Source organism: Glutamicibacter sp. JL.03c, from assembly GCF_025854375.1.
GTDB lineage: Bacteria > Actinomycetota > Actinomycetes > Actinomycetales > Micrococcaceae > Glutamicibacter.
In genome coordinates this window covers 2,930,064-2,945,645 of record NZ_CP107575.1, presented here as the reverse complement: position 1 = coordinate 2,945,645, position 15,582 = coordinate 2,930,064, and the positions used below count along the sequence as shown (strand labels likewise).

Here is a 15,582-nt window from a genome sequence, read left to right as displayed (position 1 = left end):
TGCTACTTCGTCAGGAAGGTGTCGAAGTAGACCGGGGAGGACACCGCGGTGGTGGTGCCGATACCGTGGACATTCTTGCCGTACAGGAAGTGGTTCTGCTGATCGTACAGCGGCAGCACGTAATAGCCTTCCAGCACGATCTTCTGCGCCTGCTCGTAGAGCGAGGCGCGCTGTGCCTGATCCTCGGTCTCTTCGGCTTCGGTGAGCAGCTTGTCGAGCTTCTCGTTCTTCACCTGGGCGTTGTTGGCGAAGTATCCCGAAGGCGCAGGAACCGTGGAGTCGGAGTGGTAGAGCACGCGCAGCACCGATGGGCCGACCTTGGTATATGGCGCCGAAACCAGGTTGTATTCGTGCTTGGCCAGCGCGCCGTACCAGCTGGAGAGGTCCAGCAGGTCGATCTTCACTTCGAAACCGACGGCCTTGGCTTGGGCCTGGAACTGCTCGAAGAGCGATTGCTCGGCGGGAACCGACTGGTTGGTGGAGACCGGGAAGCGCAGGCTCAGGCGCTTGCCGTCCTTCACGCGATAGCCCTCGGCATCGCGCTGGCTCCAGCCGGCGTCATCGAGCAGCTGGTTGGCCTTGGCGGTGTCGGTGGCGAACAGCGATTCATCCGAGTAGGCCAGAGGCTCCACCGAGGAGAGCAGCGAGTTGCTGCGCTTGGCGGTGCCGAAGAACAGCGAGGACACCCCGGTGTTGGCATCGACAGCGCGGATGAAGGCTTCACGCACCTTCACATCGCTAAAGGGTGCCTTGGAGCTGTTGAGCTCGATGCGGTTCGAGGAGCCTGGACGCGGCGCATCGAGGTGGCCCAGCCCGGCGTCGGCGGCCGAGGAGATGGTGTCCGGCTGGGCGTTGTCGATGACATCGACTTCGCCGGACTGCAAGGCCGCATAGCGGGTGGCGGCTTCGGGGATGAAGCGCCAGGTGATGCCATCAAGATAGGCGGTGCTGCTGGAGCGCTCATCATTGGCCACCGGCAGGACGTAGTCCTCGTTGCGCACCAGGTTCACGGCCTTCTGGTGCTCCCACGACTTGACCTTGAAAGGTCCGGTGCCCACGGGAGAGGCGCAGTTCGTGGCCTGGTCGCGTTCCAGCGCCTTGGGGGATTCGATGGCGGTCCATGGCATGGACAGCGATTCGAGCAGCGCGTTATCCGGAGCCGAAAGCTTCAAGACCGCGGTGAGCTCGTCTTTGACATCGATGCTCACGACCTTGCCCACGGCGAGGTAGCCGGTGGAGGACGCGGTGTTCGGATCCTTGAGGTGCTTGATATTCGCCTTGATGGCTTGCGCGGTGAGCTTGGTGCCATCGGTGAAGGTGATGCCATCACGCAGCTTGATGGTGCGGGTCAGCCCATCCTGGGAGACTTCGGTGCTTTCGGCCAGCCAAGGGATGATCTCGCCGTTGGCGTCCTTGGTGAACAGCGATTCGAGGTACTGGCTGGCTACGAGTGCCTGCGGGTAGTTTCCGCCCACGTGGGGGTCCAGGCAGCTGGGTTCAGCATCTCCCGAGGCATAGACCATGGTTCCGCCGGTAACCGGTTCTTTGCCTTGCGCGGTGGAATCGGTGCTGCCAGTTGAGGAACAGCCGGCGAGGAGGGCGCCGATTAATGGCAAGGCGAAGGTGCCGGCCAGGATACGCGAAGAGCGCGAGTTGCGTTGCATGGGAAGTAACTTACCTCGGTGTGCTAGTGGGATGACCACTTCAACCTTAGTCCTGTACGGTGCATTCGTCAGATCGGCGCCGTGGGCCGGCGATCTGGCGGATGCACCGCGTTGGGGCCGGCGGCGGGTTCCTACTTTTCGCTGGCTACGGTCAGCCGGCGGTTTTCGTGGGCGGGGGTCTCGATTTCGTCGAGGATCGCCACGGCGAAGTCCTGGCTGGAAACGAAGTCGCCAGCTGGGGAATCGGTGCCCTGGGTGTAGCTTCCGGTGCGGCGTCCCGGTGCGATTTCAGGAGCCGGAGCGACAACCGTCCAGGTGATGCCGGAGACCGAGGTGAACATGTCATAGACGGCCGCAGCGGTTTCAGCTTCCGCGCGGTAGGCATCCGGGAAGCCAGGGGCGTCGAGCAGGCGAACGCCGTTGACTTCGGTGGCGCCAGCGCCGCCGATAACGATCAGGCGGGCAGGGGTGAGTGTCTCGGTGATCTCTTCGAAGGCGTCCAGGTATTCCTGATGGTCGCCGCCGGTACGCGATGGCGGAACGGAGATGACGATGACGTCATTGTTCTTGCCCAGGTCGCGGTAGGTGGCGGCGTCATTCAGTTCGGCTTTGACGGCGGTGGTGCCGGCGACCTCGGTGCCCGAGCGGGTTACCGAAGTGACGTCGTGCCCGCGGGAAATGGCTTCTGCAACAACTTCAGTGCCGACCATGCCGGTGGCTCCGTAAACTGCGATCTTCATGGTGATTCTCCTGTTGATTGGTGGTCGTACAGCACGATGATATCCTTTAGATACCGACTACTACAACGAAACTAGGTTTCCTTATGGATAGCCATGAGACTTTCAACGTCTTCGTGCAAAACTGTCCTTCACGTGAAATTATGCAGCGCCTAGGGGATAAATGGACACCGCTGGTACTTTTGGCCCTGGCTGACGGGCCGTTACGTTTCTCCGGGTTACGCCAACTCATCGGCAGCGTCACTCCCAAAGTGCTCACCAGCACCCTGCGCACCCTTGAGCGCGACGGGCTGGTGCAACGCACCGTCTACGCGCAGGTTCCGGTCCGCGTGGACTACGAGCTCACGGACATCGGCCACAGCCTGCTGGGTCCGATGGAAACCCTGCGCAAGTGGTCCGAGAGCCACGCATCCAAGGTGCTCCAAGCGCGAGACGAGTTCGATGCCCGAGATGATCTGATCCGTAGCTGACCTCGCCCTTGAGTTGTCGCCCAAGTCACATAGACTGTGCTCACATAGAGCAATAACGGGCAAAGGAGCCGGTGGTGTTTGAAATAAGCGACGACCAGAAATCGCTGATCGACATGGTCCACGATTTCGCGGAAACCAAGATCGCACCGATGGCCCAAAAATGGGATGAAGAGCAGCATTTCCCCATCGATGTCCTCGCCCAGGCCGGGCAACTGGGGATGGGCGGCATTTATGCCTCGGAGGAACATGGGGGCTCGGCGCTCACCCGCAGCGACGCGGTGCTGGTCTTCGAAGAACTGGCCAAGGCCGACCCCACCCTGGCCGCCTACATTTCCATCCACAACATGGTGGTGTGGATGGTCGATAGCTTCGGCAACGATGAACAACGCGCACAATGGCTGCCGGACTTGATCAGCATGGAACAGCTCGGCTCCTACTGCCTGACCGAACCGGGAATCGGCTCCGACGCCGCGGCCCTGAGCACCCGCGCCCGCAAAGACGGCGACGAATACGTGCTCAGCGGTGTTAAGCAATTCATCTCGGGAGCCGGCAGCTCCGGGCTCTACATCGTCATGGCCCGCACCGCGGATACCGGTGCCCGAGGCATCAGTGCCTTTCTGGTTCCAGCAAATCTGCCGGGACTGGGCTTTGGAGCTAATGAGAAGAAGATGGGCTGGAAGGCGCAGCCTACCCGCCAGGTCATCATGGAAGGCGTGCGCATTCCCGCCGAAAACCTGTTGGGCGAGGAAGGCCAAGGATTCTTTATGGCCATGAAAGCCCTGAATGGCGGACGACTGAATATCGCCGCCTGCTCGCTGGGCGGCGGCCAGCTGGCACTGGAAAAATCGGCCGCGTACCTCAAGGAACGCCAGGCCTTCGGCGGACCGTTGGCCAAGCAGGAGGCGCTGGTCTTCAAGCTCGCCGACATGGATATGGAACTCGAAGCGGCACGGTCACTGTTGCGCCGCGCGGCCAGCGCCCTGGATGCCCAAAGTCCCGATATGGTCCGCCTGTGCGCCATGGCCAAGAAGGTCGCCACCGATGCCGGATTCAACGTGGCCAACAGCGCCATCCAATTGCACGGCGGCTACGGGTACCTTGCGGACTACGGCATGGAGAAGATCTTCCGTGATCTGCGAGTGCACCAGATCCTGGAAGGCACCAACGAGATCATGTCGCTGATTGTCGGGCGCAGCCTGCTCGATAAGTGAGCAAGGATCACGAACCGGGCATCCCGATTTCGCTGGCGCGCACCGGGTGCGAGGAGTGGGAGTCGCGGGGGTCGGGATGAACGGCGGTGATCGCCGCATCATTGGCGATAATGGCCTGCACTGTTCCCAGCTCCATGGCGTCGAGCAGGGTCCGCTGGGTGGGGCGCATCATCTTCAGTTCGCCGCGTTCAAGCGCCGCAAAGAGCTCCTGCGGCTTGGCCCAGTCGGAGCGCACGGCTTCGGTGGTCTGGTGCGCAGGTTCCTGATCCGCTGCCAGCGCTGCGACAAAAAAATAGGTATCGAACCGGCGCGGGAAGCCCGCGGGAGTCACCCAGTTGGCCCATGGGAAGAGCTGGCCGGGGTCGAGGACCAATCCGGTTTCCTCGAACACCTCGCGCAGGGCGGCGGCCAGGATTTCACCGGCCTTCTGCTGGGCGCTGGCTTCGCCCTGATCCCACACGGAGGTGCCTGCCCAGCGTTCGGCGTGAGTCCTGGCGATCGCAGGATCCAGCCGGCCGCGGGCGACCGTTTCGCTGTCTTGGGGATCCACCCTGCCCCCGGGATACACCACCATGCCGGCGGCAAAATCCATGGTGGCGACGCGATGCTGAACGAAAACCTCAAAGCCTTCAGCGCCTTCGCGCAGCATCAGGACACTGGCTGCGCGCCGGATTGGAACCTCGGGCACGGGCTGGGGACTAGATTCGCTCATGTCCACCAGTATGGCGTGATCAGCGACGACCTTCCAAGGCGCCAGCTTCCTCTTGCAGGGACAGCGCCGAGAGAGGGCACATCTTGACAGCCTCACGAGCGGCCTCCAGATGGTCGCCAACCACATGGACCCTGCCGTGGCCGGCAGCCCGGCCATCCAGAGCCAACGGGTAGCCCCAGGGATCGCTATCCAGAACACCGGTCAGCAGTTCAATGCACAATCCCCGGCCCTGGCAACGGGTCCAATCGATATTCAGTTCCGCGCTCATCGCTGCTCCTGGGTGTTGTGGTGGCAGGTGCCGGACAGATGCGCCGCTACCTCGTCGTCAAAAACCTGCAGGGCGCTGATGGCCAGGCGGGCCGAGGCATCGGGATGATGGCATGAGCCCCGGCCAGCCACCAGCGCGCCCAGCCGGTTAATCTGTTCGGGCAGCTTGGGATCGGCAAAACGCTGAGCGAGCGCTTGGACATCGCGAGCCAAGGTCGGAAGCCCATGAAGGCAGGGGCCGCACTGGCGGGCCGAGGCACGTGCCAGATAGTCGATGATCTGCGAGGTCCGCGCCAAGGGGCAGATATCGTGGCGCATTATTTCGATGACTCCGGCGCCGGCGGCCAAGGCTGCCGGGTGGTGGCGATCATCGTTCGCGGCCGATAGCCTCACGTCAAGGTCTATGGTCCATTGGCCGTGGTATCCGCCGATGAGCACCGCCTGGACACTGGCCGCGGAGATCTGCAGCTGTTCAAGAACCAGCGACAGGTCGCTGGACCCGTGGACCTCGTGAACCTGGTAGCGGCCCTGGTCATGAACAGTCAGCAGGCGGCTTCCCGGATCCGCGGCGGTGCCCGCGGTGCGGAACCATGACGAGGAGTATCTGGCTATGAGGGCCAAATGCGCCAAAGTCTCCACATTGACCAGCAAGGTCGGCGCTCCCGCCAAACCGGCGTCACTCAGATGCCCGGAAGCATGCCGCGGCAGAGACGGACCGCCTTCCATGGACGAAATCACCGCGGTGGCTTGGCCGGCCAGGAAATGCGAATCCGTGGCGTGCAATGACACCGAGGTTTCGCCGCGTTCGGCCAGCGCGTCAAGCAATCGCGGATGCAGGCCGGACTTCGCCGCAATGTAGCTCTCGCGCGCCCCGAGGATTCGCGCCGTGAGCAGCAGGCCGTCCAGAACCAGATGGGGTGCGTGTCGCAGCAACAGCTGATCCTTGAAACTCAGGGGTTCTCCTTCTGAACCGTTGCCGATGACAACTGGCGCTCGCCGGCTGCGGGCGGCCGCGCGTTGCACCGCGGCGATCTTCCGTGCGGTGGGGAACGCCCCGCCGCCGCGGCCTGCCAATCCTGAGGCCTCCCATTCGGACAGGATCTGCGGGTCGGAATACTCCTGGGGCAACGGGCCAAAGCAGTCAAGGTGCTCGGCCCAGCCCGCCCCGGGACCTGCCGCGAGCAACCGCGGTTCTTCGAGGACACCTCGGTGCACAGGTGGGGTGCTGGTGGCGCTCATGGTCTCACTCCTTCGCGGGCCACCCGGCGGATAGCCGCATGGCTTGCGTAATCAGCGGTCAGCCGCCAGATGCCGGCGGCGATAACAAGTGCGATCGAAACGACGGTGATCGCGCGGTACCAAAGGGTGCCGGCATCCGACCCGTTGCCCAGCCCGTGGGCCACGGCAATCGGCCACAACAGGTAGGAAGCGAGGTGGATGCCCCGGAATAACCTTTGGCCCAGCCGCTGGCGCAGCAGCCCGGTCAGCGCCACCGCAACCATCAGCATCAGCCCGACGGTTCCCAGTCCCTGCCAGAATGGCCGGTAATCGCCGAGAAACGGGATGAGCAGGTCGATCAGGTGCACCCGGGCGTAGGAATCCGCCAGCAGCGCCGCGACATGCAAGGCGGTAAAGAGCACTGCGAGCAGCGAAAGGCTTCGATGGAGCAGGCTTTGGGTGTAGCGGGAGAGGGCACCGAAGGACCTGCCAGAACGGGTCATGACTCCCAGCAGCAGTGAACCGGTCAGCAGGCCCAGGCTGATGATGCCGCTGGTGCGCGCGATGGACCAGACAAGCTCATCCATTAGCGCTCACGCTCCTTGGGTCATGAGCCGGCGCCGGCCACCGGGAGGTGTGCTGCACCCTGCCGTCGAGGCTGACCAGGCGAGCGGGGAGGTTCATGGATTCAAGCCATTCCAGCGCCTTGGTGCCGCGAACGATGCCTGCGGTCGTATAGGTATTGGCCGCCAGACAGGTTGGCGCGGCGACGGTGATGCTGGAATGGACCGGATGTGCCGGCAGTCCGAAGGCCGGATCGAGGATGTGGTGCATGGCCAATCCGCGGTGGCTCCAGCGGCGCTTGCGTGTGCTGGAAGTGGCCACGGCGAAGCCGGATTGCAAGGAGATTTGTTGCCACGGATCGGCATCGGTGTCCCGAACGAGCACCTGCCAGGGTTCCTTGGCGGTGCCGGCGGTTGCGATGTCGCCTCCGAGGCTGACCAGGACGGCGGTGCCCAGTTCTTCGGACACCCTCGCCGCAGTCCAGTCCGCCGCCATGGCCTTGGCAGTGGCGCCCAGATCCAAGGCGGTGCCCGCGGGCAGGGTCAGCCTGGTTCCGACCAACTGTATGTGCGGCCACAGGATCGGGCGCAAGGGGCGCTGGGTGATGCTCACGCCCTTGATGGTCGTTTCGGGAAGATGGGCGAAATCGCGGTCATAGCCCAGATTGACCAGTTCGCCGCCGAGCAGCGGATCAACATCTCCGTCGCTGTCGCGGGCCGCTTGCAAGGCGCCTTCGATGAGCAATGCCAGCGTGGGGGAGATGGCGGTGCACTCGGCCCCGCTCCGGGCCAGCTTCATCACTTCCGAATCGGGGCGGAAGCGGCTGCAGGCCAGTTCGATGTCGGCCAGGACCGCCTCGGCAATCGCCCTCGCGGCCTGGATCTGGTGCCCGCCTTCTACGGTCATCGCCGCGTTCAGTCCCCAGATTTCCCAGGTAGATTTCCCGCTCATGATCTAGGACCCCGACGATCTTCCGCTGACCGAGCCGCCGGATCCCGGCGATACCGGAGAGACCTCGTCAGCGCTCGAATCCGAGCTTGTCCCGGAATCCCACTCGGTGCCAGAATCCGTGGTCGAATCGGTGTCTGTTTCCGGGGTTTGGGTGGTGTTTTGGGACTGGGAGGTGGAAGTACCGGTGTTGTTGTTGTTGTCGGTGGTGGACAGGACAGTTTCGGATTGGGCGGTTTCGCCGCTGTGCGTAGCGGTGACGGCTGCACCAATACCGATCACCGCGAAGCCCGAGGCGGCGACAGCTGCAGTGATCCTTCTTGACGTCCGAGGTTGCCGGTTGAGGGGATTCATGGTGGCCCTTTTCAAATATCAGTGGGTGGTCATCTGATACTCCCAAGGCATTCTTTGACCGTGCCCTGCCATTTGTAGCTAGAGCCTTTGAACAATTGCGCGCTTCCCTGCTGAACGAGGCCACCTCCTGTGCATGAACGCACATTGACCTGCGGAATCTGCACAGCGTGAATCGTTGACCCGCGTCGGGAAGTGGCCATAACTTGGCAGTAAACACCCGAGGTTCGGGTGCCTGCCGCGATGGTGCGCATGAAGGGATATCACCGGCCATGACTCAAGAATCAGAACTGCCAACGAGCAGCACGCTCGGATTGCACGGGCGGCGCGCATTGGTCACTGGGGGAGCCTCGGGAATCGGTTTTGCCTGCGCCCAAGCCTTGGCCCAAGCCGGTGCGGCGGTGACGATTGCGGATCTGAATGAGGAGGCAGCCCATGAAGCGGCGAGCAAGATCGGCGGAACAGCGTGGGCGGTAGATCTCTCGGATACCGCGGCCCTGGAACAGCACAGCATTGATACCGACATCCTGGTCAACAACGCCGGCATCCAGAAAGTGGCCGCGATCCACGAATTTGATCCCGAGGCCTGGCGGCTGATCCACCGGCTGATGCTGGAAGCACCCTTCCTGCTGATCCGGGCAGCTCTGCCCGGAATGCGCGAGCGCGGGTTCGGGCGGATCATTAATATCTCATCGATTCACGGCCTGCGCGCCAGTGTTTTCAAGAGCGCCTATGTTTCGGCCAAACATGGTCTGGAAGGGCTGTCCAAGGTTGCAGCGCTGGAAGGCGCGGAGCACGGGATCACCAGCAACTGCATCAACCCGGGCTATGTCCGTACGGCCCTCGTGGAACAGCAGATCGCGGATCAGGCCAAGCTGCATCAGATTCCGGAGACGGACGTGGTGCAGAAAATCATGCTCACCGAGGCCGCTGTCAAGAGGCTCGTCGAGCCGGAGGAAGTCGCTTCCCTAGCTGCCTGGCTCAGCTCCGACTCGGCAGGCATGGTCACCGGTGCCTCCTACGCCATGGATGGCGGGTGGAGTGCGCGATAGCCTCGGTTGAATGGCTAGGCAGGCGGGAAAAGCGCGGTTCCGCTGGCTGCCACCGTGATGATGGTGAGCGTTGCGATCAGGCCTAGAAGCAGCGCCTTGATGCCGGAAGTGAAGATGCTGCGCAGGTTCACGCCCAGACCGAGCGCGAACATCGAAGCCGATAAGAGCAGTGTTTGCACCGTGGAGGCGCTGTTGAGCAATGCCTCGGGCAGGTCGATGGTGGTGCGCAGCAGCATCGTTGACAGGAACCCGAGGATGAACAACGGCACCAGGGGCGGATGCTTATCGCCACGGACGCTGTGCTGGCGACGCATATACAGTCCCACCCCGGCAACGACCGGGGCGAGCAAGAGAACGCGGGCCAGTTTCACGGTGACGGCCACAGCCAGCGCGGCGGCGGAAACGGATCCGGCACCGGCCACGACCTGGGCCACCTCGTGGGTGGACGCTCCGACGAGCATCCCGATGCCTTGATCATCCAGGCCCAAGAGCAGGCCCAGCGCCGGCATCGCGGGAATCATCAGTGTTCCAAAAAGCACGACCAGCCCGACCGCCGTGGCTACCTGATGTTCTTTGGCCTTGAGGGTTCCCTCGGCGCCAGCTACTGCGGCCGCGCCGCAAATGGAAAAGCCAATGGCGATCAAGAGCCGCTGCTCCAGTTCCAGGCCCATCAGCTTGCCGATCCACGCGGTAAGCAAGAACGTGACGGCCACCGCGGCGAGAACCACCAGCAGCACTGAAGGGCCCAGGGAGAGAATGGAGCCCAAGGACAGCTGGAATCCCAAGAGGACGATGCCCAGCCGCAAGAGCTTCTTCGCTGAAAACCCCACCCCGTCGTCAAGAACGCGGGGTACCGCGGCAAGGTTGCGCCACAGGGCACCGAGCACGATGGCGATCAGCAGTGCGCTCACCGAGCTGAGGTACTGGCTGATCAGCATGCACAGCGCACCGACTACCAGGCAGAGCAGGATTCCAGGGGCTGGTCCTGCTAGCAGCCGGCGGGTTGCCGAATGGTTCGCGGCGGTGTGGCTGGTGGCGGCGGGGTGTGCAGCGGTCGAGCCGGGGAAGGGGTTCATGCCTACTATTCTCCGCCGGAAGCCTGTCCTGCGGTATTCAACTCCTGGCCATCACAGGCATATGATCATGATATGGATAGTGATGTGCCGGTACGTCAGAGCATGGCCCACTGGCTGCAACTCTCGTCATTGGAGTTGCTGGTGGGCATTGCGGACCACGGGAGCTTGAGCGCGGGCGCTCGCGCGGTCGGCATGGCCCAGTCCAACGCCTCGAGGGCGCTGAAAACACTTGAACGCCGGTTGGGATATGCGCTGGTGGCCAGGAAAACCAGCGGCTCCACCCTGACCGCAGAAGGCGTGCTTACCGTCCAATGGGCGCGTGAAGCGCTTGCCGGGCTCAACGCTTTTGCCGCCGGAGTGCATTCCCTGGCCGCGCATGGCCAGACGGAACTGGAATTCGCAGCCAGCATGACCGTGGCCGAGTACCTGGCTCCCTCGTGGATCGGCCAGCTTCATGAGCAGTTGCCCAGCCTCACCCCGCGGATGAGGATCATGAATTCCCACGACGTGATCCAAGCGGTGGAACAAGAGCGGCTGGGGTTGGGCTTTGTTGAAACACCGCATCTGCCCTCCGCGCTGCAAAGCCGCGAAGTCTTCCGCGATGAAATGCTGATCGTGGTGGCGCCTTCCCACCCGTGGGCAGCCAGGAAGCGTCCGGTAACTCTCGATGAGCTGCATGAGACAGCACTGGTTGAACGCGAGGAAGGCTCGGGCACCAGGGCGTTCCTGGATTCCCTGGCGAGGGCCGAACGGGCCAAGCCGATTGCGGAGTTCAACAGCAATGCCACGATTGGCCAGCTGGTGGCCGGCGGCATGGGGCCGGCAGTGCTGAGCCAGTTGGCAGTTGAAGGCCAGATCAAGCAGGGGACCCTGGTGGAAGTTCCTTTTGCCGGGCCGGCGCTGATGCGCGCACTATGCGCCATCTGGCGCAAGGAACGCGCGGTGAATCCCAATGAGCGCACCCTGCTGGAGATCGCTATCAGCGCTCGCTGAACTCGGCCCTTAACGGCAATATCCCGGATCGAGCAGGGCCGCAGTGCGCGTGGCCATGCCCGAGCCGGGATGCTTGCGGGGAGGGCTAGGAAACCTTCTCGACGGCGTGTCCCAGCTGCTTGGTGGGAACCCGGTAGGTCTCGCGTGCGGTCAATGCCGAGAGCGCGGCGATGATCGCGATTGCCGCGGTGAACAGGCTGATCGGGACCCAGCCATTGGCATCAAGCCCGCCAAGGGCGGCAACGATGGACGGGGCGAAGCCTGCCATCAGGAAGCCCAGCTGGGTGCCGATGGCCAGCCCGGAGAAGCGCACCTGGGAGGAGAACATCTCTGCGTAGAAGCTCGGCCAGACAGCGTTCGCTGCCGCATAGGCGCAGGAGAACACCAGCACCGAAAGGGCGAACTGCAGCAGCGCGTTGCTCGTCTCCATGGAGCGCAGGTAGAAGGGCATGATCGCTGCCGAGCCCAGTGCGCCGTAGATGAAGACCGGCTTGCGGCCGATCTTGTCGGCCAGCATGCCGAAGAGCGGCTGCGAGATCAGCGCGCCGATGTTGCCGGCGACCACAAGCCACAGGGTAATGGATTCGTCCATATTGCCGATGACCTTGCCGTAGGAAATTGCCAGGGTGCCGTACACGGTGGACACGGCGGCGATGAATGCGCACAGCACCACGCGCAGCACGTCCTTCCAATGGAAGCGCAGCAGCACGGCCAAGGGCAGCTTGGCGATCTCGTTGTTCTTCTTGGCTTCTTCGAATTCCGGGGTTTCATGCAGCGAACGGCGGATGAAGAAGGTGACGACCACGACGACGGCCGAAAGCCAGAACGGAATGCGCCAGCCGATGCCGAACTTGATCTCATCGGGAAGGGCCACCACCGGGATGAAGATCATCGCGGCGAGGATCTGGCCACCCTGGGTGCCGGTGAGCGTCCACGAGGTGAAGAAGCTGCGGCGGTGGTCCGGAGCGTGCTCCAGCGACATCGAGGAGGCGCCCGCCTGTTCGCCGGCTGCCGAGAGCCCCTGGCAGAGCCGGGCGAAAACCAGCAGGATCGGGGCGAGCCAGCCTACCTGCTCGAAGGTCGGCAGGCAGCCGATGAGGAAGGTCGATGCGCCCATGAGGATCAGCGTGAACATCAGGACCTTTTGCCGGCCGATCCGGTCGCCGAAGTGCCCTACGAAGATGGCGCCCACCGGGCGTGCGACATAGGCGAAGCCGAAGGTTGCCAGCGACATCACCGCAGCGTTGGTGTCGGTGTCAGGGAAGAAGATATGCGGGAAGATCAGAGCTGCCGCGGAGCCGAAGATGAAGAAGTCGTAGTATTCAACGGCGCTTCCCATGAAGCTGGCGATAGCCGCCTTGACCGGTGTTCTTCCTGGGCTGCCGGTGTCGGCGGATGCGTTGGGTCCGTGTGGGGATGGCATCGGGTAACTCCTCGTCGAGTGTTTAGAGAGGGTGAAGGTGATTACTAGGTGTTCGCTATGCGTACACTTGTTCGGAATGTGTTCATTGGATTACAGTAGATGTAGATCACATCTCAGGCAATACCTGAAGTAGACAAGAAGAGCTGCGGGAGAACATGAGTACACGTGCTGAGTCTTATCTGGTCGGTCTGATCGGTGATGGCGTCATGCCTTCGCTGACGCCACCGATGCACGAACGTGCTGCCCAGGTCCATGGGCTGCATTACCTGTATCGGCCGATTGACCTCGCCGAACTGAATCTTCCGGCCAGCGATATCGGAGAGCTGCTCCACGCGGGAGCCAAGCTGGGATTTAACGCCTTCAATGTAACCCATCCTTGCAAACAATTAGTTCTCGACCACCTAGATGACATCTCGCCTACGGCCCGAGCCATCGGGGCCGTCAATACCGTGGTGATCCAGGACGGAAAATTCATCGGGCACAACACCGATGCCTCCGGATTCATCCGTGGCCTGCACGACGGGCTGCCCGGAGCGGCAAAGCGCAAAGTGCTGCAGCTGGGAGCCGGAGGAGCCGGCGCTGCCGTGGCCTACGCCTTGCTGGCGGATGGAACAGAGGAACTGCACATCGTTGACCTCGATGAGGAGCGTGTTGAGCATCGCGTCCGCGAACTGCAAAAGCACTTCCCGCACGCGTCCGTCCATGCGGCAACTCCAGGGCATGTCCCGCAGCTGCTGGGCCAGGTCGACGGATTGCTCAATGCGACCCCTATCGGCATGCACCATCACCCGGGACTGCCCCTGGATCTCGCCGCGCTCGAACCACGCCATTGGGTCGCCGACTGCATCTACCGCCCGGTGGACACCGAACTCATTGTCGCCGCCCGCGACCTGGGATGCCAAGTCCTGGACGGCGGTCATATGGCCGTGGGACAGGCGGTCGACGCCTTCGAAATCATCACCGGCATCAGGCCGGACACGCAGCAGGTCCGAAGCCACCTGCTCGAACTGCTGGACAAAGGACTGTAATGCGCACCTCGATCGCCACGGTATGCCTCTCAGGAACCCTCGAAGAAAAGCTGCTGGCCTGCGCCAGAGCCGGGTTTGACGGAATCGAGATCTTTGAACAGGATCTCCTGGTCAGCCCGATGTCGCCAGAAGAAGTCAAGGCCATGGCGCACCGTCTGGGACTGACCCTGGACTTGTTCCAGCCCTTCCGCGACTTCGAAGGAGTCACCGAGGAGGCGCTCAAGGCCAACCTGCACCGGGCTGAGGCGAAATTCCAGCTCATGCAACGTCTGGGCATGGACCTGATGCTGTTGTGCTCCAATGTCGGCACTGCCACAATCAACGACGATGACCTGTTCGTGGAGCAGATCCGCCAGCTCTCCGATCTCGCTGCCCAGTACAACGTGCGCATCGCCTACGAGGCCTTGGCCTGGGGCAAATATGTTGATACCTACCAGCACTCCTGGCGGATCGTGAAGCGCGTTGATCGCGCCAACGTGGGGCTGTGCATCGACAGCTTCCATATCCTTTCGCGCGGCGATGACCCGGCCGGAATCGCGAGCATTCCCGGCGAGAAGATCTTCTTCGTGCAATTGGCCGACGCACCGGTGCTCTCCATGGATATCCTCTCCTGGTCCCGCCACTACCGGCTCTTCCCCGGGCAGGGCGGGTTCGCGCTGGACCAGTTCCTCGCAGAGCTCGTCCGCTCGGGATACGACGGCATCATTTCGCTGGAGATCTTCAACGACGTATTCCGCCAGTCCAACGTGGAGCGTACCGCCATCGATGGACTTCGCTCCTTGCAATGGCTGGGATCGAAGACGGCCCAGCTGCTGGACTCGAGCTCGGAGAGCTACGCGCTTGAGCTCGGGGTGCTTCCCGGCATCCAGGACGCCACTGGATTCGACTTCGCCGAGATCAGGACCGAAGACCCCGAACGCGTGGCAGGGATGCTCTCGCAACTCGGATTCAGCTTCCGCGGCCAGCACCGTCGCAAGCCGGTGCAGCTCTGGAGCTCGGGAGAAGCGAAGATCATCATCAATTCCCAACGCAGCCGCGGGGTGGAAGCTGCCGTCTCCGGCTTCGGAGTGCTGGTGCCGGACCCGGTGGCCAGCGGCGAACGCGGAGGCGCCCTGCTGGCGACCCGGGTTCCTCGCCACCGAACCCATAATGAGCAGGACCTGCCAGGCTTCATCGCCCCGGATCGCTCCGAAGTCTTCTTCAGTTCATTGGCCAACACCGAGAACTGGGTGCAAGAATTCGAGGATTCGGCACCGGAAGCCAACGCTTCTCCCACTGGTCCCATCTCGAATATCGACCACATCAATCTGGCCCAGCCCTGGCAATGCTTTGACGAATCCGTGCTGTTCTACTGCAGCGTGCTGAATCTGCAAGCACGGCCGGGCACGGAAGTGCCGAGCCCCATGGGACTGGTGCGCTCGCAGGTGCTGGCGACCGATGATTGCAGCGTCCGGCTGGCATTGAATATCGTGCCCCAGGGCCTGGAAAGCGTGATTGAACGCAACCACGAATACCCGGAACACATAGCCCTTCGCACCAAGGACATCTTCGAGGTCGCCCGCACAGCGCGCGCCCGCGGCATGGAGTTCTTGCAGGTGCCGGCGAATTATTACGAGGACCTGGCCGCGCGCTTCGATCTGGACGCGCAACTGCTGGAGACCCTGAAGGAACTGCACCTGCTCTATGACCGTGATGAGGCCGGAGAATTCCTGCACTTCTACACCAAGACCCTTGGCAACATGTTCTTGGAGGTAGTTGAACGGCGTACTGGCTACGATGGGTATGGAGCGCCAAACGCGCCGGTCCGGCTTGCCTCTCAGTTCGAGAGCAATCGCTGGAGCAGAAACTTGTAAAGCTGGGGGACCAAA

16 protein-coding genes are annotated in these 15,582 nt (G+C 62.7%); 6 read left to right on the top strand and 10 right to left on the bottom strand.

The window, feature by feature from the left end; translation table 11 throughout:
• Nucleotides 1–2: 2 nt before the first annotated feature.
• Nucleotides 3–1,664: an ABC transporter substrate-binding protein gene (locus tag OF385_RS13670; RefSeq protein WP_264275855.1), complete on the bottom strand. Its 1,662-nt coding sequence runs from the start codon at nucleotides 1,662–1,664 to the stop codon at nucleotides 3–5.
• 131 nt (nucleotides 1,665–1,795) lie between these two features.
• Nucleotides 1,796–2,404 carry an NAD(P)-dependent oxidoreductase gene (locus OF385_RS13665; RefSeq protein WP_264275854.1) on the bottom strand — a complete coding sequence of 203 codons (609 nt, stop codon included), beginning with the start codon at nucleotides 2,402–2,404 and terminating at the stop codon, nucleotides 1,796–1,798.
• Nucleotides 2,405–2,544: 140 nt separating this feature from the next.
• Between OF385_RS13665 and OF385_RS13660 the strand changes: the two genes are divergently transcribed.
• Nucleotides 2,545–2,871: a winged helix-turn-helix transcriptional regulator gene (locus tag OF385_RS13660; RefSeq protein ID WP_413468021.1), complete on the top strand. Its 327-nt coding sequence runs from the start codon at nucleotides 2,545–2,547 to the stop codon at nucleotides 2,869–2,871.
• Nucleotides 2,872–2,945: 74 nt separating this feature from the next.
• Nucleotides 2,946–4,082 (top strand): acyl-CoA dehydrogenase family protein, encoded by a 1,137-nt coding sequence (locus OF385_RS13655; RefSeq protein ID WP_264275852.1) that lies wholly within the window; start codon nucleotides 2,946–2,948, stop codon nucleotides 4,080–4,082.
• 7 nt (nucleotides 4,083–4,089) lie between these two features.
• Here OF385_RS13655 and OF385_RS13650 read toward each other — a convergent pair whose 3' ends face one another.
• From OF385_RS13650 to OF385_RS13625, 6 genes are read right to left on the bottom strand one after another with little or no spacing between them, the layout of a single operon-like run.
• On the bottom strand, nucleotides 4,090–4,794 hold the full coding sequence (locus OF385_RS13650; RefSeq protein WP_264275851.1) for an NUDIX hydrolase: 705 nt from the start codon (nucleotides 4,792–4,794) through the stop codon (nucleotides 4,090–4,092).
• 19 nt (nucleotides 4,795–4,813) lie between these two features.
• On the bottom strand, nucleotides 4,814–5,062 hold the full coding sequence (locus OF385_RS13645) for a ferredoxin (RefSeq protein WP_264275850.1): 249 nt from the start codon (nucleotides 5,060–5,062) through the stop codon (nucleotides 4,814–4,816).
• Nucleotides 5,059–6,300 carry an NADH-ubiquinone oxidoreductase-F iron-sulfur binding region domain-containing protein gene (locus OF385_RS13640; protein WP_264275849.1) on the bottom strand — a complete coding sequence of 414 codons (1,242 nt, stop codon included), beginning with the start codon at nucleotides 6,298–6,300 and terminating at the stop codon, nucleotides 5,059–5,061. The genes OF385_RS13645 and OF385_RS13640 overlap by 4 nt, the downstream gene beginning before the upstream one ends.
• Nucleotides 6,297–6,866 carry a ferric reductase-like transmembrane domain-containing protein gene (locus OF385_RS13635; RefSeq protein WP_264275848.1) on the bottom strand — a complete coding sequence of 190 codons (570 nt, stop codon included), beginning with the start codon at nucleotides 6,864–6,866 and terminating at the stop codon, nucleotides 6,297–6,299. The genes OF385_RS13640 and OF385_RS13635 overlap by 4 nt, the downstream gene beginning before the upstream one ends.
• Nucleotides 6,859–7,794 carry an FAD:protein FMN transferase gene (locus OF385_RS13630; RefSeq protein WP_264275847.1) on the bottom strand — a complete coding sequence of 312 codons (936 nt, stop codon included), beginning with the start codon at nucleotides 7,792–7,794 and terminating at the stop codon, nucleotides 6,859–6,861. The genes OF385_RS13635 and OF385_RS13630 overlap by 8 nt, the downstream gene beginning before the upstream one ends.
• 3 nt (nucleotides 7,795–7,797) lie before the next feature.
• On the bottom strand, nucleotides 7,798–8,145 hold the full coding sequence (locus OF385_RS13625; protein ID WP_264275846.1) for a hypothetical protein: 348 nt from the start codon (nucleotides 8,143–8,145) through the stop codon (nucleotides 7,798–7,800).
• A gap of 269 nt (nucleotides 8,146–8,414) precedes the next feature.
• Between OF385_RS13625 and OF385_RS13620 the strand changes: the two genes are divergently transcribed.
• A complete protein-coding gene (locus OF385_RS13620) occupies nucleotides 8,415–9,194 on the top strand; it encodes a 3-hydroxybutyrate dehydrogenase (protein WP_264275845.1) in 780 nt (259 codons plus the stop codon).
• 14 nt (nucleotides 9,195–9,208) lie between these two features.
• On the opposite strand, the gene OF385_RS13615 is transcribed toward OF385_RS13620, so the two are convergent.
• Nucleotides 9,209–10,270, bottom strand: coding sequence for a YeiH family protein (locus OF385_RS13615; RefSeq protein ID WP_264275844.1), 1,062 nt, complete (start codon nucleotides 10,268–10,270; stop codon nucleotides 9,209–9,211).
• A gap of 72 nt (nucleotides 10,271–10,342) precedes the next feature.
• Between OF385_RS13615 and OF385_RS13610 the strand changes: the two genes are divergently transcribed.
• On the top strand, nucleotides 10,343–11,263 hold the full coding sequence (locus OF385_RS13610) for a LysR family transcriptional regulator (protein WP_264275843.1): 921 nt from the start codon (nucleotides 10,343–10,345) through the stop codon (nucleotides 11,261–11,263).
• Between the two features lie 85 nt (nucleotides 11,264–11,348).
• Here OF385_RS13610 and OF385_RS13605 read toward each other — a convergent pair whose 3' ends face one another.
• Nucleotides 11,349–12,686, bottom strand: a complete 1,338-nt coding sequence (locus OF385_RS13605) for an MFS transporter (RefSeq protein ID WP_264275842.1) — start codon at nucleotides 12,684–12,686, stop codon at nucleotides 11,349–11,351.
• A 155-nt stretch (nucleotides 12,687–12,841) separates the two neighbouring features.
• Here OF385_RS13605 and OF385_RS13600 point away from each other — a divergent pair, with 155 nt between their 5' ends.
• Together OF385_RS13600 and OF385_RS13595 are read left to right on the top strand one after the other, a co-directional pair.
• A complete protein-coding gene (locus OF385_RS13600) occupies nucleotides 12,842–13,714 on the top strand; it encodes a shikimate dehydrogenase (protein ID WP_264275841.1) in 873 nt (290 codons plus the stop codon).
• A complete protein-coding gene (locus OF385_RS13595; protein ID WP_264275840.1) occupies nucleotides 13,714–15,567 on the top strand; it encodes a bifunctional sugar phosphate isomerase/epimerase/4-hydroxyphenylpyruvate dioxygenase family protein in 1,854 nt (617 codons plus the stop codon). The genes OF385_RS13600 and OF385_RS13595 overlap by 1 nt, the downstream gene beginning before the upstream one ends.
• Nucleotides 15,568–15,582 lie beyond the last annotated feature (15 nt).